Below are 23,394 nucleotides of genomic sequence, written 5' to 3'. Positions count from 1 at the left end.
ACTTGCAATACTTCTCAAGCGGCACTTTCTGCAATCCCTTATTTGTTAGTTTTGTTCTCCCTGAAAGTCGATGGGGCTGCAATGATTTTTGCCGTAGATTATTGTGTGTGCTTGTCGTAATATTTTAAAATTTAGGAATATTTTTAAACTATCAGTCAGAATAAACTAATTTTGCTGCCATGCATGCTAACGACGTAAAAATGAGTTTGGACGAAGTAATAGAAGAAACCAGAGATTTTTTATCTGAGGAATTTGAGGTAGACCGGAATCTGATTCTTCCTGAAAACAATCTGAAAGACACACTGGATCTCGATAGTCTTGACTACGTGGACCTGGTGGTGCTCATTGAAGAAAACCTCAACGTCAAGCTTACAGGCGAGGATTTTAAGGAAATTTCTACATTCGGAGATTTCTATCGACTGGTCGGCAGGAAACTGGCATTGTAGGAATGAGTCGTTGGGATGGGAAGACCAGAGGGTCTTTAACCGGCTACAAGATCTTCCTGTTTTTTATCAATTTCCTCGGGCTCAATTTTGCCTACCTTCTTTTACGGGTTGTAACATATTACTACTTTTTGTTCGCCCGTAAACCCAAAAAAGCGCTTTTCGATTTTTATAAAAATACCCTTCACATTTCGCATAACCAGGCTAACAAACTGGTGCGCAAGAACTTCTATATTTTCGGCCAGACATTGGTCGATCGGGCAGCGTTTCTGCTGGGGAAGGATCGACAATTTACCCACACATTTGAAAATGAGCAGTATCTGATCGATATCCGTGACCAAGGCAAAGGCGGTATTTTGCTGAGCGCGCATTTGGGAAACTGGGAAACAGCCGGTAACCTGCTCAAAGGCCGCATCACGCCGACGATCAACATTGTGATGCTCGACGCCGAAGTGGAGAACATTAAAAAATTCATGGAGTTGTCGACCGGCGGCTCGCGTTTTAAAGTCATTGCGATTAAGGATGATCTTTCACACATTATCTCGATCCGTAATGCGCTGGTGAACAATGAGCTTGTTGCGATACATTCCGACCGGTATCTCGACGGTTCCAAATACATTGAGCTCGATTTCCTGGGAAGAAAGGCGAAGTTTCCGTACGGGCCTTTTATCATTGCCAGCAAATTCAATGCGCCGGTAACATTTGTGTTTGCAGCAAAAAATGGAAAATACAGCTATCATTTAAGCTCGACCAAGCCTATCACGACGAAAATGAAACCCGAAGAAATTACCCGGTTATACGTGGAGGAACTCGAACGAAAAGTGAAGGCTTACCCGGAGCAATGGTTCAACTATTTTGATTTTTTCAACTGATGCTCGTACCCAAAGAAGCCATCACCCAATACATTCCGCACCGCGAACCTTTCATAATGATCGATAATTTGATCAGCGCCACGACGGAACGATTCGAGTCGGATCTTTTTGTAAAAGAAGACAATGTGCTGGTTGAAAACGGTTTTTTACAAGAGTCGGGTCTGATCGAAAACATTGCCCAAACTTGCGCAGCATCATTTGGTTACCTCGACCGGGAGGGGGAGGGAGAGCCGAAAGTTGGCTTCATCGGGGCGATCAGCAAGCTGGAAGTTTTCGGCCTGCCAACGGTAAATTCCACGATTCAGACGGTGGTGACACCCATGCACCAGTTAGGAAATATTTATCTTGTTAAAGGGGAAAGTTTCATGGAAGGGCGTATATTGCTCGGATGTGAAATGAAGATTGTCGTGACTGGATAACCCCTTAACATGGAAAAATATGATTGCTTCGGAAATCGAAATTGATATACGATTTAGTGAAACTGACGCGATGGGAGTAGTTTGGCATGGGAATTACCTCAAATTTTTTGAAGACGGTCGCGAGGCTTTCGGCAAGGCTTACGGACTGGAATATCTTACGATTTTCGACAAAGGATACTTTACGCCGATCGTCAAATCGGAGATCGATCACAAAGCGCCGGTATACTATGGGCAGGCGATCAAGGTTATTACCAGGTATGTGGCAGCCAAGTCTGCCAAAATTCAGTTTGAATACGAAGTCTGGAACATTACTACCGGAGAGTTGTCCGCAGTGGGAAAAACGATGCAGGTTTTTCTGGACAAGGAAAGCCGGACGCTGGAACTGCTGACGCCGGACTTTTACAGGCTTTGGAAGGAAAAAAATAAGGTTTAGACCAGATTACAAAATACTCAATGTCCTATATAGGCGCAGAAGTCATCATTAGTCCGCTGGGGGAAACCACCGAAGAAAACTGGCGTGCGCTGTCGGAAAACCGGTCGGGCATTACGAAAGTGAACGCAGCGGGATATAATGATGAAAATTTGTTCCTGGGCAGTATTCAGAACCATGCAGCCGAAAGTCGGTTCACTGCATTGACTATTAGAGCGTTATCTCAAATTGCTGAGAAAATTGACAGGAATGTACTTAGCTCGGAGCGGACGATTGTCATTTTAAGCTCGACCAAAGGTGCGCTGGACGTCAATGTTACAGACCAGTTTCAGTCACCCGCCGCAATGTTGGTGGAAGAGTTTAAGCTCGCCAACCAGCCGGTTGTTATTTCAAATGCCTGCATTTCAGGTGTTTTAGCGATTAATGTTGCGGGAAATCTTGTCAAAAATAAAATTTACGATCACGCCGTCGTCATTGGCTGCGATGTCATTTCCGATTTTGTCGTGTACGGTTTTCAGTCGCTCTTTGCAATCAGTGACCAGCCCTGCAAACCTTTCGATGCTGCCAGAAACGGAATTACATTGGGTGAAGGCTGCGGCGCGGTGGTGGTTTCGGCCGAAAAAAGTATCTTCTCAGAATCTCCCCTACATTTACTGACCGGCAGCAGCGCCAATGATGCGAACCACATTTCGGGCCCATCGCGGACCGGAGAGGGACTTTTCAGAAGTATTGGCAAGACATTGAATGCCAATCAAATCAGCGGTGAAGAAATCGATTTTATTTCCGCTCACGGCACGGCTACTGTTTTTAATGATGAAATGGAAGCGATTGCTTTTGATCGGGCGGGTTTAAGTCACATTCCACTCAATAGTTTGAAAGGTTATTTCGGTCATACATTGGGTGCCGCGGGGGTAATCGAAACAGTGGCTTCGATGCAAATGATGCGAAATAGTACCTTGCTGAAAAGTGTCGGTTTTGGCGAAACGGGAACTTCTAGGAGCCTGAATATCATTACAGAAAACCGGCAGAAAGAGCTGAATACAGTTTTGAAAACGGCATCGGGCTTTGGAGGCGGAAATGCTTCACTGATCATCAGGAGTTTATGAGTTTCATCACAGCATATTGTCACCTGCGCGAAAATGTCTGTTCAGTCAATGGAGAGCTGGTTGCTACGCTGGACAAAAGTTCGGAAGATGCGTGGTTCAAGCAGATTTACAAGGCGCAGGAATTCGTTTATCCCAAATTTTACAAAATGGATACGCTCTCCCAGGCCGGATATCTGGCGTCCGAGCTGATCAAACGTGCCGCTCCATACATTGTAAATGATTATGCGGATGACGAAATCGCCCTCATTTTTGCCAACAAATCGTCGAGCGCGGATACAGATTTGCGTTTTATCAATTCCTACGAACATAATGGCGCCCCAAGCCCCTCGCTTTTTGTATACACTTTACCGAACATTGTCCTGGGTGAAATTGCGATTTTGAATAAATGGTACGGCGAAAATATGTTTGCTGTTTTGCCTAAATTCACTCCTGATTTTTTCCTCACCCACACGCAAATCCTGTTTTCGACAGGCTCAAAAACAGCGCTTTGTGGGTGGCTCGAAATTTTAGGGGACAAGATCCACGCATTTCTTTTCCTGATCGAACAGGCCGGGACGGGCAAGCCGGAACTTAATATAGAAAACCTTTCGAATATCGCCGGTCCTGAAATCATTCATAACTAATTAAGGCACAACATTCAACGGATGGACAATTTAAAAGAGGATCTGAAAAAGCAGATCATAGAACAGCTTAACCTGGAAGATATCACCCCGGCCGACATTGCTGACGACGCACTACTTTTCAATGATTCAGGTCTTGGCCTGGATTCGATCGATGCGCTGGAACTCATCGTTTTACTGGAAAAATACCACGGTATTCAGGTGACTAATCCGGATGAGGGCAAGGATGCGTTCAAGACCATCAATACCATGGCCGCGTACGTTCAAAAAAGAAAAGGCTGATCAAATGGGCGTCCGCATCACCGGTCTTGGAATTGTCTCTGCCATCGGGCTGTCCGTCGCTGAAAATCTGGCTTCTTTAAGGGAAGGCAAATCGGGAATTGGCGGGATAACTTTGTTGGATGCCGGTCGCGAATTGTTAGTGGGAGAGGTAAAGATTTCCAGTAATGACTTGAAAGAGCAACTTGGGACGGGCGCCGGAAACGTTTCAAGAACTTCCTTATTGGGTTTAAAAGCTGCGCGAGAAGCCTGGGGCGAAAATGAACATTCGGAACAACTTCGCACTGGAATTATCTCAGCAACTTCGGTAGGCGGCATGGACCGGACGGAGCATTTTTACAAAGATTATCTTGCACAATCCGATCCTGACTTTACACTGTTAAAGACGCATGACAGTGGTAACACCACAGAGAGAATTGCACGGCATTTAGGCATATCAGGATACATTGACACACTTTCTACGGCATGTTCCTCAGGCGCAAATGCGATCATGCTGGGTGCCAGAATGCTGCTTGCAGGCAAACTGGACCGTGTTTTGGTCGGTGGAAGTGACGCTTTAACGAAGTTTACGATCGATGGATTCCGGTCTTTGATGATTTACGACGATCAGTGGTGCAGGCCTTTTGACGAGTCGCGCAGCGGACTGAATTTGGGAGAGGGTGCTGCATTTTTGTTATTGGAAAACGAAAAAAGTATTGCCTTTTCCGGCAACAAAACCATCGCCTATGTAAGCGGCTGGGCTAATGCTGCGGACGCGTACCACCAGACGGCTTCTTCTCCCGAAGGTACCGGCGCTACTTTGGCTATCGATCACGCGATCAAGAAATCCGGTATAAAAAAAGATCAGATCACGTATGTAAATGCCCACGGTACCGGCACGAAAAACAATGATTTGTCAGAATCGGTGGCTTTAAAGAATATTTTTGGTGAACAGATCCCGGCATTTAGCTCTACCAAAAGTTTTACCGGACATACCTTGGCGGCTGCGGGTGCGATAGAGGCGGTATTTTCGGTTTTGGCGATTCAAAATCAAATGATTTATCCAAACCTGAACTACCAGGAACCAATCGCTGAAACCGGCTTAGTACCGATAATTAGCTTACAGACCGACAGACCGGTCACCGCCGTACTTTCCAATTCTTTCGGTTTCGGAGGAAATAATTCATCCCTGGTTTTTACAGGGCATATTTAACATTCGTAGTGGCTTACATCTCCGCAGCATCGACGATTTCTCACCAGCCAACATTCAAAAATGCCGGTTTTTCAGCATTGCTGGAAGTTTTGGGCGAATCGTCAGCACTTATTAATCCGGAATATAAAGAATACATCGACGCGGGTTTGCTGAGAAGAATGAGCAAAATTCTGCGCATGTCCGTGGCTTGCGCGAAGGAATGTATTCAACAAGCTGAAATTGAGCAGCCGGGCGCGATCATCGTTGGTACCGGGTTAGGTTGTTTGCTTGATACTGAGAAGTTTCTGAACAATTCCATCACAATCGAAGGCCTCCTTCCGCCAACTTCATTTATCCAATCTACCCACAATACCATGGGCGGCCAGATTTCTTTAAGCATTGGAAATCATGGCTATAACATGACGCACACCCAAAATACCTTGTCTTTTGAACATGCTTTGCAGGACGCGATGCTGCTGCTTGCCGAAGGCGAAGAAAATATTCTTGTGGGAGCTGCGGACGAACACATTGAATTTTTGTCAGAAGTCGCTCATCGTCTGCATGTTTACCAGGAAAAGCAGCTTACTTCCGGTGCGAGTTTTTTTGTTGTTTCAAATGAAAAAACGTCGGGTAGCCTGGCAAAAATCAGTGATGCGCAATCCTGGGGCTTGGTTAGTAATGTGGAAGATGCTACGGCCAAGTTTTTGAAGGATAACAACGTTGATCTGAAAGCGCTGGACCTGATTTTGTATGCGGGTAACTTGTCGGAGTTCGCCGAAATAGATACTGAGAAATGTATTGATTACACAGATTTTTCAGGCATTTATCCCACGGCATCATCTTTTGCGTTACATTATGCCGTCGATTCGATAGCTCAAAATAAGCCGATCAGGAATGTTTTGATTTATAATGCGCTGATTAAAAATAATTTAGGCTTAATGCTCGTCCAATCCCTTGAAGCATAACATTGTTACCTTCGCCGCGATCACTGTCTTTGCCCTGAGTGGAATCATTTTTTGGGAGACGGATTTTTTATGGCCGGTTTTCATCCTGATCATCCTACTTTATATCGGCGCGACTTCTTACGGTTCTTTCAAAATCCAGTCGAATTATTTCCTGAAATCGGTTAATGTCGGTAAAACAAAGGGTATTGCACTCACTTTCGACGATGGGCCGAATCCTGAAACAACACCGAAGGTTTTGGAAATATTGAAAGAAAAAGGCGTCAAAGCGACCTTTTTCGTGATCGGAAAAAATGCAATTTTATACCCGGACTTACTTCGCCAGATTCATGAAGAAGGCCATGTTATCGCCAATCATTCATTCAGCCATCATTATCTGATCGGATTTTTTTCAAGCAAAAAATTGAAGAATGACCTCGCACATTGCAATGAGGTAATCCGGGATGTGATTGGTAAGACGCCACTTTTTTTCCGGCCGCCGTTTGGCGTGACCAATCCAAGATATGCTTCGGTTTTGAAAGAATTGCAATTGGATTCGATAGGCTGGTCACTGCGGAGTCTGGACACGCGGGCCAACAATAAATACCAGATTATCAACAAGATCATTTCCGAACTGAACGCGCGCGACATCATTCTGCTGCACGATCACCTGCAAGTAACTGCCGATTCGCTGGCCGATATCATCGAACATTGCCAGCAAAAGGGACACAAGATTGTGCCATTGCACCAACTTATCCAGAAAGAACCTTATGATCAGAATTAAGCTGATTTTTCTGTTATTAACCAGCCTGATATGTATTCGGTCGGAGGCACAAACATTCAAGCCGGTCGCTAATCCGGATAAAGTTTTAGCCGAATTGCAGAAGACCTCGCAGTCCACCAATTCTATACAGGCATCTTTCACGGAGGAGAAATATCTGGCGGTTTTGAAGGAACCGGAGTTGTCTTCTGGCGCTTTTTATTATAAACAGAAAGACAAAATGCGCTGGGAGCAGAGGTCGCCGGTTAAATACGTGATATTAATTAACGGTGATAAATTACGCGTCCAGGAAGCTGGAAAGGAGAAAAACGTTGGACAAGCTGGCCGAATGGCGGCGCAGATCAAAGAGCTGATGATCGGTTTAGTGAACGGAGATTTCCAGCAAAATAAAGCATTTTCCCTGGCGGCGCTGGAAAGTGCGGATCAGTATCAAATCATGCTGACGCCGGTGAACCGAAGGCTCAAAAACGTTTACCAAAAGATCTCGCTGGTCTTTTCAAAAAACACATTGCATTTGAAAGAGCTCTCTTTTTTTGAAAAAAGCGGTGATAAAAGTGTGATGAAATTCCAAAACGAGAAGTTCAACCAGGAAATCAAGGATAGCCTATTTCAGGATTTATAAAGGATATTGAAATGCTGGAAAATGACTTATACAACATTCAGAACATTGCCCCAACAGCAGAGGGTGTTATTTCAGAGATACTCATCAATGCTAGTCACCGGATTTTCCAGGGGCATTTTCCTGGCTCGCCGGTCACTCCTGGTGTTGTTCAAATCGGTTTCGTGAAAGCAGTTTTGCAGAGGCAGCTCAACAGAAATGTTACATTAAAACAAATCAGGACCTGCAAATTTCTCGAAGTGCTCGATCCGAATAAGACTCCGGTGATCAATATTCAATTGAAATATAAAGAGTCTGAAAGTCTGGATGTTGTGGCGTCAGGTGACTTCGGCGGGGTAACTTTCTTCAAAATGCAGGCGACTTACTTATAGCCCCGATCTACGTTTTTTATGACCCTCTCAGACATTCAGTGCTGCATCATTATTCCCACTTATAATAATGAAAAAACACTTCGACGGGTCATCGACAGTGTGCTACAATATGCTGGCGAGCAGGATGTTATTGTCATTAATGACGGTTCCACCGACGCTACGGCGGATATTTTATCTCAATATGGAAACCGCCTGACAATCCTGAACAATGAAAAAAATCGGGGCAAAGGTTATTCTCTGCGAAAAGGGTTCAAGGAAGCGATCAGGCTGGGTTATAAAAATGCGATTTCGATCGATTCTGACGGGCAACATTTAGCTTCCGACATTCCGATTTTTATCGAAGCAGCGGCGCAAGATCCGGGCGCATTGCTGATGGGTTCCAGGAACATGCAGCAGGAGGGGGTACCAGGTAAGAGCTCTTTCGGAAATAAGTTTTCGAACTTCTGGTTCAAATTTGAAACCGGGCTGACATTACCTGATACACAAACAGGTTTTAGGCTTTACCCACTGGAACCACTTAAAACGACCAGGCTTTTTACAACCAAGTTTGAGACTGAGATTGAGGTGATTGTAAAACTTGCCTGGAAAAATATACCTATCCTGTCCGTCAACATTCAGGTGATTTACGATAAAAATGAGCGGGTTACGCATTTCCGGCCATGGCGGGATTTTACCAGGATCAGCATCCTCAACACCTGGCTCGTCGTCCTCACATTGCTCTACTATCTTCCCAAGAGGCTGTGGGTACAACTGCGCGAAAAAGGCATTTGGGAAACGATCAAAAGCGAGGCGATCAAGCCCAAGGAATCAAATGTAAGCAAGGCTCGGTCGATCGCATTTGGCTTTTTTATGGGCATTTTGCCTATCTGGGGCTTTCAGCTTTTGGTAGGTATCCCGCTTTCGATCTATTTCAAAATGAACAAGGTACTGTTTCTCACGGCGGCCAATATCAGCATTCCGCCTTTTATTCCATTTATCATTTTCGGGAGCTACAAATTCGGCGGGTTGTTTTACAAAAAGGGTGTGCAGCTGGAATCAATGAAAGACCTGTCGCTGAAATCCATCCATGTCAATTTCGTACAATATTTAATCGGCGGAACGATCCTGGCTTTTGCGATGGCGGGTTTGAGCTTCGGTATTTCTTACTTATTCCTCTCCATGCTGCGCAAAAAGCGCGTAGAAGTATAGATCGACACCCGCAGCCATATTGTCACTTCTACAAATTTTCATAAAATCTATACGAATTAATCAAAAATTCGCCTTTTCAGATTTTGTTATGAGGTCTCATTCTCTATATTTACGGAATTAAAAAACCTTTAACCAAATACTGTAACGCGCATGAGTAACATTACCTATTTAGTGCCAGCACTGGGTCTAATTGGCTTGCTGGTTATGTTCTTTAAACGAGGCTGGGTGGTCAAGCAGGATTCGGGGAGCCCTCAGATGAAAGAAATTGCAGACGCTATCGCTGACGGCGCTCTTGCCTTCCTCAAAGCCGAATGGCGCGTACTCATCATTTTTGGAATCATTGTCAGTATATTATTAGGCTATTCAGGTACACTGGTAGAAAATTCAAGTCCTTTCATCGGGATTTCTTTCGTTGTAGGGGCATTTATCTCTGCATTTGCCGGCTATATCGGCATGAACATCGCCACCAAATCCAATGTTCGCACCACACAGGCTGCGCGCACAAGCTTAACAAAAGCATTAGAGGTCTCATTTACAGGAGGTTCTGTGATGGGTATAGGCGTAGCGAGTCTTGCCGTGATCGGTTTGGGCGGTTTGTTTATTATTCTTTATTCTGTTTTTGTTGACCCGGCCGATGTAAATGGTCTGGGTATGGAAAAAGTACTGGAAGTACTGGCTGGATTTTCTTTGGGCGCTGAGTCGATCGCACTTTTTGCGCGCGTGGGCGGTGGTATTTATACAAAGGCAGCCGACGTTGGTGCTGACCTTGTGGGTAAAGTAGAGGCGGGTATCCCGGAAGATGATCCGCGTAACCCTGCAACCATTGCGGATAACGTAGGTGACAATGTGGGTGATGTGGCAGGTATGGGTGCGGATTTGTTCGGTTCTTATGTGGCTACGATCCTCGCAACCATGGTTTTAGGACGTGAAATTGTGGCGCAGGGAACCGATAATTTTGGTGGTATCGCGCCGATTTTATTGCCGATGGTCATTGCCGGAATGGGGCTGATCGCTTCCATCATTGGTATGCTGCTGGTACGTGTTGGTGATGATAATGGTAATGTCCAGGGCGCTTTGAACCGCGGTAACTGGGGCTCGATCATTATTGTTCTGGTTGTAAGCTACCCGCTGACTATCTGGATGTTGCCAGAAGGAACATTAACGATTCGCGGCGTGGATTTCACTTCCATGGATGTGTATCTGGCTATTTTACTTGGTTCTATTGTGGGTGCAATTATGTCGATGGTAACGGAATTTTACACGGCGATGGGTAAGAGACCGGTGCAATCGATTGTAAATCAATCTTCAACAGGCCACGCGACCAACATTATCGGCGGTCTGTCGGTAGGTATGGAATCGACGGTGATCCCGACCCTGGTTTTGGCTGCGGGTATCTTTATAAGCTATGAATTTGCAGGTCTGTACGGCGTTGCGATTGCCGCAGCCGGGATGATGGCAACCACTGCGATGCAGCTCGCAATCGATGCATTCGGCCCGATTGCTGATAATGCAGGTGGTATTGCAGAAATGTCACATTTACCCGAAGAGGTGCGCGGGCGTACCGATATTCTGGATGCGGTTGGTAATACCACGGCGGCAACTGGAAAAGGTTTCGCAATCGCCTCAGCAGCATTGACTTCGCTGGCATTGTTCGCAGCATTCTGCGGAGTTGCCGGGATCAATTCCATAGACATTTACAAAGCCAATGTGCTTGCAGGATTGTTCGTGGGCGCGATGATACCATTCATATTTTCTTCGCTCGCAATCGCCGCAGTAGGCCGCGCTGCCATGAAAATGGTTGAAGAGGTACGCCGCCAGTTCCGTGAAATACCGGGGATCATGGAAGGTACTGCCCGACCCGAATATGAAAAGTGCGTTGCCATTTCTACGCAGGCTTCGATCCGCGAAATGGTAGCGCCCGGTTTGATTGCCCTGATTGTGCCGGTACTCGTAGGTTTCCTGTTTGGTCCCGAAGTATTGGGAGGAACACTGGCAGGGGTTACGGTTTCGGGTGTTTTAATGGGGATTTTCCAGAACAATGCCGGTGGAGCCTGGGACAATGCTAAAAAGTCTTTTGAAAAAGGCGCTGTGATCAATGGCGAGACATTTTATAAAAAATCAGAACCGCACAAAGCGGCTGTAACGGGTGACACCGTAGGTGATCCCTTCAAAGATACTTCCGGCCCATCCATGAATATTCTGATAAAACTCATGTCCATCGTGTCGCTGGTTATCGCGCCACACATTGGTACAAACAAACATGCGGAAAGTATGAATCTGAAAATAAAAACGGAGGTAAAAGTGACTGCGGAGAAAGCGCAGGTTAAGGCCGATCAGCTTTTTGCCTCTCATCAGGCTAAGGTTTTGAAATAGATTATCAAGTTAAGAAATCGACCCCGGCCATATTTGGTCGGGGTCTTTTTTTGTGGGGTGTTTTTTTGTTTGATAGGTAAATCAATAAATTATCGTAAAGTAAAAATTATGGAAACACTGACCATTGGCAGAAACTTTCGGAATCTCTGCCGGATACTGATTTGATTACCGAGGAGGATATTAACTCAGGGAACGATTTTTGTTGATGTCTTCGTAACCAGGCTTTGCCTGGCGGAACATTCAACAAAATTGGGAATCATGAAAAAAGTATTTGTTCTGGCTGCAATGATAGGATTGTCATCGGCCGCTTTTGCACAGGAAACAGCACAAACAAAAGCTGATAAAGCAGCGCAGGAAACGAAGGAAGCCGGCCGAAAAGCAGGTAAAGAAATGAAAAAGGACGCGAAGGTGGTTGGTGAAAAAACCAAAGAAGGAGCCGAAGCAGTAGGTGATGGTGCTAAAAAAGGCGCTGAAAAAGTAGCTGACGGAACCGAAAAGGCATACGACGCAACAAAAAAAGGAACGAAGAAAGCTTACAAAGCGACTAAAAAAGAAGCGAAAGAGCTAAAAGAAGACGTGAAAGATAAAACAGATAACAAATAGTTATCGCCGATTTTAAAAAATCCCGGTCGCGATGTACTGCAACCGGGATTTTTTTGTGGCAGGAACTTTAACCCGACAACCGCAGGTTCTGAAATAACACAGTGCAGTTGCCATGAGTCATAAGCAATACTTTTTTACCATTCTCATTTTGGGGTCGCTGGCCACGGTAAGCCCGTTTTCCATCGATATGTACCTCCCCGGTTTCCCCAGGATCGCCGCAGATCTGGGCACTACCATCGACAAAGTTCAGCTTTCTCTTACCAGTTATTTTATCGGCATTTGCCTCGGCCAGGTTTTGTATGGGCCGCTGGTAGATCGTTTCGGACGTAAAAAACCGCTTTATACCGGGCTGATCATTCACATTATCGCGTCTTTCGGTTGCTCGCTAACCTCTTCGGTAGACGCGCTGATCGGGATGCGATTTTTGCAGGCGATGGGCGGATGCGCAGGGCTGGTGGCTTCTCAGGCGCTGGTAAGTGACATTTTCCCGGTCGAGCGTAGGGCGGAGGCGTTTTCATTTATCACGCTCGTCATCGCTGTTTCGCCGATGATTGCGCCGACGGTAGGTGGTTATGTGACGGCCAATGTAGCCTGGCAGTGGGTTTTTATCATTCTGGCGGGCATTGTATCGCTTATTGTCATTTCAGTTTATTTTTTCCTGCCAAAAGGAAAAGATCCCGACGTGACCGTTTCGCTGAAACCCAAAGCTGTTTTGACGAGCTACGGTACCGTGATCAAACAACCTCAATTTGCGATTTATACCGCAGCGGGCGGCTTAGCCAATGCTTCTACTTTTGCTTATATCGCTGGATCATCGGACGTTTTTATGAACATTCACCATGTTACCGAGCAGCAGTATGGCTGGATTTTCGCATTCCTGGCATTTGCGATGATCGGCTCGACGCAGCTGAACCACTTGTTGCTGAAAAAGTTTACCAGTGAGCAGATTATCAAGGTAACATTGCTATATCAGAGCTTGTTAGGGGTAATTTTAATTGCCGGGGTTTATAATAACTGGTTCGGCTTGCTGGGTTTGGTGGGCGTCATGTTTTTATTTCTGACCGGTCAGGGACTTACCGGCCCTAATACTTCTGCATTGTCGCTGGCGCCTTTTCGCAGACATACCGGCAGTGCGTCGGCGCTGCTTGGGAGCTGGCGGATGGGTGCGGGGGCGCTCATCTCCGCAGTAGTCAGTCTTTTACATAACCAAACTGCGATGCCGATGGTAGGTATGATGGTTTTTTGCGCAGTCGGCGGGCTGGCGATCCTTTACATTGGAAACAGCATTGTGAAGCACCACGCGCGTACCAGCGACGTGGAGGACGAAGTTTCCGTAGTCCTATAATATTTCAGGGCAAATTCTTCACTGCATTGAAAATCAGGTCGAGCCAGGCGTCGCGGTCCAGATCATAAGCGACGATTACATTCGGATCTTTTTGCAAGACATGATAAAAGTCCACCACCGTCACGCCGGTTGTGAGTTCGCCGGTAGTTTCTACATCCACGTAGCACGACTTGGTTTTAAAGATCCCAGGATTCATCAGCCAGGTAACCGCGCAGGGATCGTGCAACGCAGCTCCGCCCTCCAATTCGGGATGGTTTTCGCGGTAATAAATGGAAAAGAAATCCATCAACTCTGCTGCTACCTTCCCGGATTTGTTTCCCAGCGACCGGAATAATTCAATGTCTTTCTGAAAAACCAAAGCCTTCATTGTCACATCCAAGCCGCACATGGTAATCGGTACGCCTGAGCGGAATACAACCGCTGCTGCCTCGGGATCAACGTAAATGTTGAACTCGGCGAGCGGGGTCATATTACCCCGGAAAATCCCGCCGCCCATCAGCGAGATGCGCTCGATCTTATCTTTTAAATGTGGATACCGCTGCAAAAAAACCGCAATGTTCGTCAGCGGGCCTGTCGGGACGATGGTAGTTTTATTTTCGGAAGCCGCCAAAATCTGCGCAATCCCGTCTGCTGCACTTTCCGGTTGAGGAAGGAAGCCAGGCGCCGGCAGCGAAGGACTATCCAGCCCCGATTCACCATGCGCGTAATCGGCAACGATCAGTTCGCGGAAAAGCGGCTTTTCTTCACCGCGGTAGACAGGCACATTCGCCCCGATCAATGTCAGGATTTTGAGCGCATTGGTCAGGGTTTTATCCTGCGTCTGGTTGCCGGCAGATATGGTAATTGCCTTTATGTCAAACATTTCACTACCAAAAGCGAGCATCAGCATTAACGCGTCGTCGTGACCAGGATCGCAGTCGATGATGATGGGGATTTTGTCGGCCATCGCTATCTTTTTTTGCTGATCGATTTTTTATCAACCAAAATACCCAGCCCATAATGCAGGGGGTAGTTGTATAATTCCTGACCCGTGCTTTTCGCGATATCCTTCACCGCCTGCCTCACTGCCGGAAAACTTTCGGTATCATGAAAGATCGTGCAGTCACTGTGCCGGGCTGCCCACAAGCCGCATTCGTAAGTCTCTTCGTAATTGTGGACAATGTCGACGTGCGCCATGTTATATCGCTGATTGTCAGTCTTGATCCAATCCTTATAGTCAGATTTTACCAGGCGAATGTTGGGATAACCTGCCAGCCGGGCCTTCGTTTCTGCGAAGTGTTCATCCTTGTTAACGGTATGTTCATCCCCTTCAAATGTGTCGATCCCCGTCACTGATTTGAAATAATTGGAAAAAACAACGGAGGAGTAGCCAAACTCTACACCAAACTCAATGCACTTATCGCGGCTGAGACCAAATTGTTCGATCATATCCTCAATGATCTGTTCCAGTCCTTTCCAGGCCGAAACAATGTCCAGCATATTAGCTGGCGTACGCAGGTTTTTCGGCTTATAAGGCCGGATGTCAAGGAGAAAGTTCTCCCTGAAATAGGTTCGTAATCCCATGTTGAGTAGAAATAATGCTCGCACAAAGTACGATAGCCCCGCCAAACTTTCACTTCCACCGATATTTCTTTCAAAGGTTTCGATTCCGAAAGACTTTTTATCACCGTCAATTTAGAGTTATTGTTTGTATAAAGTAATAGTAATATTACAATGTATTACTTTGCGAAAATTGATGTGTTAGAACTATTTAATAATATGAATAAAATAATTACTATAATTTTTCTCTTGTTAAATACTTCACAATGGGCTGTTTCTCAACGGACAGCTGTTATCAATACAAAAAGAGACTTTCCAATCGGTATAGTAAGTTTCGGCGCTTCGGTGTTGACCGGTGTGATGGGTGGGGAGAATTTCGTTGATGGCTATATTAAGAAATCAGGGAATGATACATTCGTTTTCCCGGTGGGGGACGATGGTGCGCTCCGCCCCTTTGCGGCGCAGGGGAATGAAACTACCGGCGCGTATTTCGGCGTCGATCCTACCATCGCGGTTACCAGCAATCCGATGGGCGGAAACTTTGGGGTTCTGCCTCTCGGCGGCCCGTTTAACGCAGCTTCCATCAATCAGGACGTAAAAAAAGTGAGTACAAAAGAGTATTGGGATATCAATGGTGGCAGCCCTACACGCATCACATTGTCCTGGAATTCAAACAGTAACATCAGTGCAATCACCGATGGAAAAGGCCTGAAACAGCTGACGATCGTCGGATGGAATGGTTCGAAGTGGGTAAAAATTGCTTCGAAATATGATCAGAATTCGATATTAGGTGGCGCGAGTGATCTCACTTCCGGCTCGATTACGACGGATGCGGCTTTCATACCCGATGCTTACCAGGTTTACACACTTGGAGCGGCCACCGATGGCGCGCTGCCGGTAACACTGGTAAGTTTCAATGCATTGATTATAGAGAAATCCGTGAGTTTGGACTGGGTTACCAGCTCGGAAGTAAACAGCAGCCATTTCGAGGTGGAACGAAGCGCCGACGCGAAATCCTGGTTTACATTCGGCACCGTTATTTCAAAATCGTTTGCAGACGATTCCTCCTCGTCGCAGCTGCAATATGCATTTATGGACGAAACGCCGCTGGCTGGTACCAGTTACTATCGTTTGAAAATGGTCGATAAGGATGAAACTTTCGCATACAGCAAAATCCGGACAGTAACATTTAGTGGGGAAAACGTCGTGGTTTATCCTAATCCCGTTTCCGGCAGGTTGTTTATGCGCGGCTTCGACGAGCAAAATTTATTGGAAGCCAGGCTCTTGAATGTCAGCGGCCAATCGGTGATTTGCCCCGGATCTACATTTCGGGAAGGTTTTGATGTAAGTAAAATGCCGTCGGGCGCTTACATTCTTAACCTGACATTAACTACCGGACAATCCCGGTCCTTCAAGGTTTTGGTAAAAAACTGAGACGATTATTTTTTGGGTTGAACAATTTGTACGTTCGTCACCTTCGCTTCTTCCAGGATTTCAGGATTGTGGGAACATATAAAAAGGCCGACCAAAACTTTATCAGAAAAATTCTTCATTTCATGCGACCCAACTGCTTGTAGAGGAGCACCTTTGGCAGCGGCGAGCATGGTGTACACATTGCCTTTTCTTTCGATGCGGACGGTTTGAATGTTCTTCTCTTTGCTGAAAATCTCATCCTCGGGATCACGCATTTTTTCTCCTTTCGCAACCCGCCACTGCAAAACCGTAAGTCCGTCGCCGTGAACTACGGCGCTCAAATGCGAGGCGTCGCCTGCCGTGGATTCCCGCACCATCCAGCCTACTTTGCGGTGCCCGTCGGTACCTTTTCCGATTAATTCAAAATCAGCAGTAACTGTAAAATCGCCGGTCAATTCTTTGAAAAGATACTGAAATTCGTCGCGCTCGAACCAAATATTGTAGCCTGAACCTTTGAGAAAATAAGTCTTGCTTGCGGCGTCGTAGCGCGAGGAGCCAGCGAGTTTTGGGTTTCCAATGTCCGCATTCTTCTCAAAAACCCCGATTTTGGCAGGTTTAAAACTCATCAATGAGGCGGCGTTAAGCAGTATCGCGCAGAGTATCAATTTCTTCATTGTAAAAAATGCTGTTAGGAATATGAAGGAACAGTATAGAACAGGACAGTTGGGCGGCCGGAATTCTGCATTATTGTATCAATAAATGTACATTTTTTTAGTTAATTTTATATTAGCAAGAAATTGTATAGTCTCCTGAACCTGTATTTATGAATTTGAAGTCCAGAATAATTTGCACCATGCTCGTCGCGTGGGCCGCGCTGATATTACATTCCTGTAATCAAAATTCTTCCAGTCAGCCGTCGGACGAAAAACTTCCCGAAACTGTCAGCTACAACTTTGATATCAGACCCATTCTTTCTGATAAATGTTTAGCGTGCCACGGCCCGGATGCCAACAAGCGTGAAGCCGGATTGCGGCTCGATGTGGCGGAAAGTGCATTTAAAGCATTAAAAGACAATCCGAAAGCACATGCGCTCGTCGCTGGGAAACCAGACCTTTCGGAAGCGTACCTCCGCATTACCACCCCGGATACCTCACTCCGCATGCCGCCGGTCGGCTCCAACCTGAAACTTACGCAGCGGGAGGTGGATCTGATCGGAAAATGGATCAAGCAAGGGGCGAAATATGAAAAGCACTGGGCATTTGTGGCACCGAAAAAACCGGCCGTACCGGAAGTGGAGCATGAAGACTGGCCCAGAAATGAAATTGACCATTTTATTCTTCAAAAACAGGAGCAAAAAGGCATCGAGCCCAACGAAGAGGCTGATAAGGAGCGTCTGCTAAAAAGGCTCAGTCTTGATTTGGTAGGCCTACCGCCAACCTTGCAAATGATGGATGAATTCGCCGCTGACAAAAGTCCCGACGCCTACGAAAAGATGGTCGATAAGCTTTTGAAAAATCCGGCCTACGGCGAAAAAATGGCGATTCACTGGCTGGATCTGGCCCGCTACGCCGACTCGCATGGTTACCAGGACGACGGTTACCGGACGCAGTGGCCGTGGCGCGACTGGGTGATCCATGCGTTCAACAACAACATGCATTACAACGATTTTGTGACCTGGCAGCTGGCTGGTGATTTGCTTCCAAATGCTTCCAAAGAGCAGTTGCTGGCTACCGGTTTTAACAGAAATCACAAAATTACCGAAGAAGGCGGCGTCATCCCGGAAGAATACCGGATCATGTACGTGACCGACCGTAATGATCTCTTTGGCAAAGGGTTACTGGGCGTGACGCTGGAATGTGCACATTGCCACGACCATAAATACGATCCGTTTTCGCAGAAGGAATACTATCAGATGTTTGCGTTTTTTAATAATGTGAATGAGGTAGGGATCGAGTCGGTGATCGGCGGGCCAGAGACTTATGCGAAAAAACCTTTGATGGAGATCAGCAACGACGATGTGAAGAACATTCTGACATTCGTGAACAAGCCTGATACCAACCGCCTGATCGTTTCGGTGATGGGCGACCTGGATTCTACCCGCAAAACTTACATCCTGAAAAGAGGGGTTTATGATGCGCCCGGAGACGAAGTGCAGCCAGGCACGCCATCCTCGATTTTACCTTTCGACAATAAATATCCAAAAAACCGCCTCGGACTTTCAAAATGGCTTTTTGACAAGAAAAACCCGCTGACTGCCAGGGTATATGTGAATATTTTGTGGCAGGAATTCTTTGGAAAAGGCATTGTAAAAACGTCCGGCGACTTCGGTATGCAGGGAGAATTGCCAAGCCACCCCGCGCTGCTGGACTGGCTCGCGGTGGATTTTATGGAGCATAACTGGGACATCAAACGGCTTGTGAAACAAATGGTTACCTCGGCAACTTACCGACAGTCGGCGGTGGTGACGAAGGAAAAGCTGGCCGTAGATCCGGATAATGTGCTGCTGGCGCGTGGCTCCCGCTACCGGATCCATGCCGAATTTGTGAAAGATATGGTACTTGCCAGCAGCGGACTTTTGAATAAAACCATCGGCGGGCCAAGCGTAAAACCTTATCAACCAGCTGGTTTATGGGAAGGTGCCACATCAGGTAGGGGATTACTTTCGGTGTACAACCAGGATCATGGCGGGGCACTTTACCGGCGCGGGATGTATACATTGATCAAACGGACGGTACCACCGCCGACGATGAGCATTTTCGATGCAAGTAACCGGGATTTGTGCGAAGTAAGGCGGTTGAAAACGAACACACCTTTGCAGGCGCTGGTGATGATGAATGATCCGGCGGTACTGGAAGCATCCAGGGTGTTGGCGTCCAGACTTTTACAGGAGAAAACAGACAATAAAGAAAAGCTGATCAAAGCATTCAGGCTGATCGTCTGCCGGACGCCGAGCGAAAAAGAACTGGATGTACTTACCAGTTACTACGACCAGCAGCTAAAAAATATGAAGCCGCAAGCCGCGGAAAAAATGGTGGCAGTGGGGGAATATCCGATGACCAAGAACATGGATAAGAAGGCATTAGCATCACTAATGCGCGTCATTTCGACGATTTATAATCTGGAAGAGACGATCACAAAATCTTAAAAGCTGAAAGCCAACGACTAACAGCAAAATGCCCAACAGCTAGAAATTATGGAAAAGGAAATCTTAGAACACGGGTTCAATTTTAACAGGAGACGTTTTTTGTCCAGCATGAGCCTGGGCCTCGGCGGCGTGGCGTTGGGTTCATTGCTGATGCCCGGATTATTAAGTGGAAAAGGTACTGATGAGGAAGGATTTGCGCCGGGAATACCGCATTTTGCGCCAAAGGCAAAGCGTGTAATTTATATGTTTCAGAATGGCGCACCGTCGCAGCAGGAGCTTTTTGACTATAAACCTAAGCTGCGGGAAATGATGGGCCAGGAAATTCCGCCATCCGTTCGTGGTAACCAAAGGTTGACGGGTATGACGGCCAATCAGGCATCATTTCCGCTGGTGGGTTCTTTTGTGGATTTCAAGCAATATGGACAGTCGCAGGCGTGGGTGAGCAATTTGTTGCCGTACACTTCCAAGATTGTCGATGACATCTGCATTGTCCGGTCGATGTATACCGAGGCGATCAACCACGACCCTGCGCTAACATTCTTACAGACTGGTTCTCAGCAAGGTAACCGCCCAAGTATGGGTTCGTGGCTGAGTTATGGTCTGGGAAATGAAAATAAAAACCTGCCGAATTTTACGGTCTTGCTTTCGCGCGGCGTCGGTAATGGTCAGGGGGTTTATTCCAAATTATGGTCAAACGGTTTCCTTGATTCTGTGCACCAGGGCGTGCAGTTCAGCAAGGGCGAAGATCCGGTTCTTTACCTCCGCGATCCGGAAGGTATGGACCGTCACGACAGGCGGGATATGCTAGATAACTTGTCCAAACTGAATGAGTTATCCTACCAGGAGTTCGGCGATCCGGAAATCACGGCCAAGATCAAGCAATATGAAATGGCTTATCGGATGCAGACGGCGGTGCCGGAAGTGATGGACCTTTCCAAAGAATCGGATGACATTATTAAACTTTACGGCCCCGAATGTCTGGTGCCCGGTACCTATGCAGCTAACTGCCTGCTGGCACGCAAGCTTTCCGAAAACGGCGTACGCTTTGTGCAGCTTTACCACCAGGGCTGGGACCAGCACGGTAACCTGCCTTTTGAAATTGCCAAACAGGCGATGGACGTAGACCAGGCGTCGGCAGCATTGGTTACGGATTTGAAACAGAGAGGTTTACTGGATGAAACATTGGTGATCTGGGGCGGTGAATTTGGCCGGACCAGCTATACCCAGGGCAAGCTGACGGCAGATAATTACGGCCGCGACCACCACCCGAGATGCTTCACAGTCTGGATGGCTGGCGGCGGCATTAAGCCGGGGATGGTTTACGGCGAGACCGACGAGCTGGGTTATAACATTGCCAAAGATCCGGTGCACGTCCACGATTTTCAGGCGACGATCCTGCATCAGCTGGGATTGAACCATGAGAAGCTGGTTTTCAAACATTTAGGAAGAAGATACCGGCTCACCGACGTGTCCGGTAAGGTGGTGCGTGACATTATCAGCTAGGCTGAATCTTAATTATTGGTCAATATTTCGGGTAAAATTTAAATGCATTTAAGATTCAGGGTTTTTGCGGAACAGGTTCTGATTGCTTCCAACATTTTCATTCTTTTTCTGCTGCTCTTCGAAAGTAAGCTGGTCATTCCGGCCTGGCTGCAAACGATCGGGCGCATGCACCCACTGATCCTGCATTTCCCGATCGTCATTTTGCTACTGGCAATGCTGCTGGAATTTTTCCGCTTCCAGCCTGAATATTCGACCAATACATTTTATAAAAATTTCCTCCAAGGCTTATTGCTGATCGGGTCGCTTTTTGCGGCTGTGACGGTCATCATGGGTATTTTCCTTTCGCAGGAAGATGGATATGAAGGCCCAACATTGACCTGGCATAAATGGACCGGCGCGGGAATTTTTTTCATCGCTTCGATTATTTACTGGATCAGAAATACTGGCTGGTATAAGGCGCCGGTTGCAAAAGTGAGCGCATTTATTACTGTTGTAGGGTTGGTTATGACCGGACATTATGGCGCTGCGCTGACGCACGGCAGCGATTTTATCTGGGAGCCGGTTTCGATTGAGAAAGAAATGGCGGCGGTCCCGCTGGACCAGGCGGTGGTTTATACCAATGTGATCAAGCCGATTTTTGACCAGAAATGTACGAGTTGCCACAATCCCGATAAATTAAAAGGCGAGCTGATCCTGAGCGACCCGGCTTCGATTATGAAGGGCGGCAAATCGGGTAAACTGCTCGTTCCGGGCAATCCGCAGATCAGTTTGCTTTTGCAGCGGGCACATTTACCGATGGACGATAAGAAGCACATGCCACCGAGCGGGAAGTCGCAGCTGACCTTGCAGGAGATTTCGCTGCTGACATTATGGGTAAAACGCAATGCGGATTTCAAGAAAAAAGTGACCGATTTTCCTGAAAAAGATTCTCTGCGCATCCTGGCGGCCGCCTACCTTTTGCCTGCTGAGCAGCAGGAAGAATACGATTTTCCGGCCGTGGATGAAGCGGAAATCGCCAAGCTGAATACCGATTATCGCACCATTCTTCCGCTGGCGAGAGAATCCCCGGCATTGGCCGTGAATATTTATAACAGCGCATCTTACAGTTCCAAGCAATTGGACGAGCTGAGTGAAATCAAAAAGCAGGTTATTGCATTGAATCTCAATAAAATGCCTGTAAAAGATGCGGATATCAAAAGCATCACGCAATTTGAAAATCTGCACAAGCTCGACCTCAATTTCACGGATGTTACCGCCGCCGGGTTGAAAGAATTGTCAACCTTAAAACATTTGCAAAACCTGACATTATCAGGCACTAAGTTAGGTTTGGAGGATTTTAAAGGTTTATTACCCAATCTGAAAAGTCTTAAAACCGTCGCGGTTTGGGATACAAAACTATCGGCTGCCGATGTGGAGCAGCTGCAAAAAGCCAGCAAGAACCTGGACATTATCGGTGGTTTTAAAGACGACGGAAAAAGTCCGCTGCGCCTGAACCCGCCGCAGGTAAAGAACAGCTCCACGATTTTCGCCCAGTCCCTGGCATTGAACATCAAACACCCGATCAAGGGCGTGGATATCCGTTATACCATGGACGGGACGGAGCCGGATAGCATTAGTTCGCCGCTTTTGGACGATAAAACGGTGATCACCAAAAATGAGACAATCAAGGCAAAGGCTTATAAAAAAGGCTGGTACGGCAGTGAAATGGCGACATTTGAGTTTTTTAAGAGCGCGTATGTGCCTGATAGCTCAAACCTGCTCGCGCCACTCAACCGCGTGCACCAGGCGGAGGGCGCCAAGACATTTTTTGACAAGAAATTGGGTGTTATCGGAGCTAACAATCCCGCCTGGGCTAACAACTGGGCGGGCGTTAGGGACAATGACATGGTGTTTGTTTCTGAATTTAAAAAGCCGATCACAATTTCGTCCCTCGGCGTACATTACATGATCGAGGAAGCGACGAGCATTTTTCCACCCGATCTGGTTGAAATCTGGGGTGGAAGCAGCCCGGATAATATGAAGCTGCTGACGAAATTCAAGGCGCCGCTGCCTAAAAAAGGGGATACCCCAAGCCTGAAAACGGTCGAGGGAAAATTCAGTCCGCAGACGGTTACCTGGATCAAGGTCGTGGCAAAACCAAATGGCAAAATCCCTGACTGGCATTCCAATAAAGGAAAAAAAGCATTGCTGCTAATCGATGAAATGTTCCTAAATTAATAGGAAAGCCGGATTT

The 23,394-nt window shown here is 46.8% G+C and carries 23 protein-coding genes; 20 read left to right on the top strand and 3 right to left on the bottom strand.

Annotation, left to right across the window (positions count from 1 at the left end; genetic code table 11):
* The first annotated feature begins 179 nt into the window (after positions 1-179).
* From FEN17_RS08155 to FEN17_RS08080, 16 genes are all read left to right on the top strand, one after another.
* Positions 180-446, top strand: coding sequence for a phosphopantetheine-binding protein (locus tag FEN17_RS08155; protein ID WP_138364772.1), 267 nt, complete (start codon positions 180-182; stop codon positions 444-446).
* 2 nt (positions 447-448) lie between these two features.
* On the top strand, positions 449-1,315 hold the full coding sequence (locus FEN17_RS08150) for a lysophospholipid acyltransferase family protein (protein WP_138364771.1): 867 nt from the start codon (positions 449-451) through the stop codon (positions 1,313-1,315).
* Positions 1,315-1,734, top strand: a complete 420-nt coding sequence (locus FEN17_RS08145) for a hotdog family protein (protein WP_138364770.1) — start codon at positions 1,315-1,317, stop codon at positions 1,732-1,734. The genes FEN17_RS08150 and FEN17_RS08145 overlap by 1 nt, the downstream gene beginning before the upstream one ends.
* A 19-nt stretch (positions 1,735-1,753) precedes the next feature.
* Positions 1,754-2,167 carry an acyl-CoA thioesterase gene (locus tag FEN17_RS08140; RefSeq protein WP_138364769.1) on the top strand — a complete coding sequence of 138 codons (414 nt, stop codon included), beginning with the start codon at positions 1,754-1,756 and terminating at the stop codon, positions 2,165-2,167.
* 20 nt (positions 2,168-2,187) lie between these two features.
* Positions 2,188-3,270 (top strand): beta-ketoacyl-[acyl-carrier-protein] synthase family protein, encoded by a 1,083-nt coding sequence (locus FEN17_RS08135; RefSeq protein ID WP_138364768.1) that lies wholly within the window; start codon positions 2,188-2,190, stop codon positions 3,268-3,270.
* Positions 3,267-3,893, top strand: a complete 627-nt coding sequence (locus FEN17_RS08130; protein ID WP_138364767.1) for a hypothetical protein — start codon at positions 3,267-3,269, stop codon at positions 3,891-3,893. Before FEN17_RS08135 ends, FEN17_RS08130 begins: the two co-directional genes overlap by 4 nt.
* Positions 3,894-3,914: 21 nt before the next feature.
* Positions 3,915-4,172, top strand: a complete 258-nt coding sequence (locus tag FEN17_RS08125; protein ID WP_138364766.1) for a phosphopantetheine-binding protein — start codon at positions 3,915-3,917, stop codon at positions 4,170-4,172.
* Between the two features lie 4 nt (positions 4,173-4,176).
* Complete coding sequence (locus FEN17_RS08120) at positions 4,177-5,361, top strand: beta-ketoacyl-[acyl-carrier-protein] synthase family protein (protein ID WP_138364765.1); 1,185 nt, start codon at positions 4,177-4,179, stop codon at positions 5,359-5,361.
* An 8-nt stretch (positions 5,362-5,369) separates the two neighbouring features.
* Positions 5,370-6,305 (top strand): beta-ketoacyl synthase chain length factor, encoded by a 936-nt coding sequence (locus tag FEN17_RS08115; protein ID WP_138364764.1) that lies wholly within the window; start codon positions 5,370-5,372, stop codon positions 6,303-6,305.
* Positions 6,295-7,065, top strand: a complete 771-nt coding sequence (locus FEN17_RS08110) for a polysaccharide deacetylase family protein (protein WP_138364763.1) — start codon at positions 6,295-6,297, stop codon at positions 7,063-7,065. Before FEN17_RS08115 ends, FEN17_RS08110 begins: the two co-directional genes overlap by 11 nt.
* On the top strand, positions 7,052-7,684 hold the full coding sequence (gene lolA2, locus FEN17_RS08105) for a flexirubin biosynthesis/transport protein LolA2 (protein WP_138364762.1): 633 nt from the start codon (positions 7,052-7,054) through the stop codon (positions 7,682-7,684). The genes FEN17_RS08110 and lolA2 overlap by 14 nt, the downstream gene beginning before the upstream one ends.
* Before the next feature lie 11 nt (positions 7,685-7,695).
* The gene (locus tag FEN17_RS08100; RefSeq protein ID WP_138364761.1) at positions 7,696-8,052 is read left to right on the top strand and encodes an ApeI family dehydratase; all 357 of its coding nucleotides are present in this window, start codon (positions 7,696-7,698) and stop codon (positions 8,050-8,052) included.
* 18 nt (positions 8,053-8,070) lie between these two features.
* A complete protein-coding gene (locus FEN17_RS08095) occupies positions 8,071-9,240 on the top strand; it encodes a DUF2062 domain-containing protein (protein WP_138364760.1) in 1,170 nt (389 codons plus the stop codon).
* 150 nt (positions 9,241-9,390) lie between these two features.
* Positions 9,391-11,613 carry a sodium-translocating pyrophosphatase gene (locus FEN17_RS08090; protein WP_138364759.1) on the top strand — a complete coding sequence of 741 codons (2,223 nt, stop codon included), beginning with the start codon at positions 9,391-9,393 and terminating at the stop codon, positions 11,611-11,613.
* Positions 11,614-11,871: 258 nt separating this feature from the next.
* A complete protein-coding gene (locus tag FEN17_RS08085; protein ID WP_138364758.1) occupies positions 11,872-12,216 on the top strand; it encodes a hypothetical protein in 345 nt (114 codons plus the stop codon).
* Between the two features lie 112 nt (positions 12,217-12,328).
* Positions 12,329-13,561 carry a multidrug effflux MFS transporter gene (locus FEN17_RS08080; RefSeq protein WP_138364757.1) on the top strand — a complete coding sequence of 411 codons (1,233 nt, stop codon included), beginning with the start codon at positions 12,329-12,331 and terminating at the stop codon, positions 13,559-13,561.
* Between the two features lie 4 nt (positions 13,562-13,565).
* On the opposite strand, the gene FEN17_RS08075 is transcribed toward FEN17_RS08080, so the two are convergent.
* Positions 13,566-14,507 (bottom strand): nucleoside hydrolase, encoded by a 942-nt coding sequence (locus tag FEN17_RS08075; protein ID WP_138364756.1) that lies wholly within the window; start codon positions 14,505-14,507, stop codon positions 13,566-13,568.
* A gap of 2 nt (positions 14,508-14,509) precedes the next feature.
* Positions 14,510-15,124 carry a class I SAM-dependent methyltransferase gene (locus FEN17_RS08070; protein WP_138364755.1) on the bottom strand — a complete coding sequence of 205 codons (615 nt, stop codon included), beginning with the start codon at positions 15,122-15,124 and terminating at the stop codon, positions 14,510-14,512.
* 225 nt (positions 15,125-15,349) lie between these two features.
* Between FEN17_RS08070 and FEN17_RS08065 the strand changes: the two genes are divergently transcribed.
* Positions 15,350-16,534 carry a T9SS type A sorting domain-containing protein gene (locus FEN17_RS08065; protein WP_171037874.1) on the top strand — a complete coding sequence of 395 codons (1,185 nt, stop codon included), beginning with the start codon at positions 15,350-15,352 and terminating at the stop codon, positions 16,532-16,534.
* A gap of 5 nt (positions 16,535-16,539) precedes the next feature.
* On the opposite strand, the gene FEN17_RS08060 is transcribed toward FEN17_RS08065, so the two are convergent.
* Entirely contained in the window at positions 16,540-17,187 is a 648-nt protein-coding gene (locus tag FEN17_RS08060) for a hypothetical protein (protein WP_138364753.1), read from the bottom strand.
* A gap of 149 nt (positions 17,188-17,336) precedes the next feature.
* Between FEN17_RS08060 and FEN17_RS08055 the strand changes: the two genes are divergently transcribed.
* Genes FEN17_RS08055 through FEN17_RS08045 form a run of 3 tightly spaced genes read left to right on the top strand, consistent with a single transcriptional unit; the run spans position 17,337 to position 23,378 of the window.
* A complete protein-coding gene (locus FEN17_RS08055; RefSeq protein ID WP_138364752.1) occupies positions 17,337-19,658 on the top strand; it encodes a PSD1 and planctomycete cytochrome C domain-containing protein in 2,322 nt (773 codons plus the stop codon).
* 48 nt (positions 19,659-19,706) lie between these two features.
* The gene (locus FEN17_RS08050; RefSeq protein WP_138364751.1) at positions 19,707-21,161 is read left to right on the top strand and encodes a DUF1501 domain-containing protein; all 1,455 of its coding nucleotides are present in this window, start codon (positions 19,707-19,709) and stop codon (positions 21,159-21,161) included.
* Between the two features lie 42 nt (positions 21,162-21,203).
* On the top strand, positions 21,204-23,378 hold the full coding sequence (locus FEN17_RS08045) for a c-type cytochrome domain-containing protein (RefSeq protein WP_138364750.1): 2,175 nt from the start codon (positions 21,204-21,206) through the stop codon (positions 23,376-23,378).
* Positions 23,379-23,394 lie beyond the last annotated feature (16 nt).

The organism is Dyadobacter luticola, from assembly GCF_005860805.1.
GTDB lineage: Bacteria > Bacteroidota > Bacteroidia > Cytophagales > Spirosomataceae > Dyadobacter > Dyadobacter luticola.
The sequence above is the reverse complement of the archived record's forward strand: the minus strand, read 5'-3'. Positions and strand labels throughout refer to the sequence as shown.